Raw genomic sequence first — 521 nt, forward strand, 5'->3', positions numbered from 1 at the left:
TTTAATAAAGAATATAAGATTGAATCACCAATAAAAATCTTATCCACTAATACACAAAATCAAACATTCGCTGGTTTTGGTGGTGATAATCAACGTTATACTCTCTCAAATAATGATATACTTTTACCTTCAGAATATTCTATCTGCATGAAAAAAAGCAGTCATTCACCTTCAAATTCCCCTCAATGCAATAGAAGTGATAATAATATCTACGTAAAAATCCCATTGAAAGAGGGTAAATATTTTTCCGAAATACCAATACAATATATTAATTTTGGAAAAAGACATGATTTTCCAAATTGGAGTTTATCGCTTCCCCCTGAATTGAAAGACGGGCTTTATTATATTGAGATAATGGATAGGTTTATCCCTCTAGGACTCAATATTGAGCCTCATATTTGGTTAACGTCCTTACAAAAAACATATTTTGAAATCGAAACCCCTGACGTTGACCTTACAAACCCGGAAAATATCTCAGATACCGTTACGACGGTATCAGGAACTGCCAGTCTTCCCGGTGA

The 521-nt window shown here is 33.6% G+C and carries 1 pseudogene; it reads left to right on the plus strand.

Annotated features, from left to right (window positions below):
* Positions 1-521: pseudogene (locus tag AAC855_RS21230) on the plus strand (S1 family peptidase); the annotation flags it as partial.

The sequence above is a fragment of the Xenorhabdus bharatensis genome (assembly GCF_037996705.1).
GTDB classification, from domain to species: Bacteria; Pseudomonadota; Gammaproteobacteria; order Enterobacterales; family Enterobacteriaceae; genus Xenorhabdus; species Xenorhabdus bharatensis.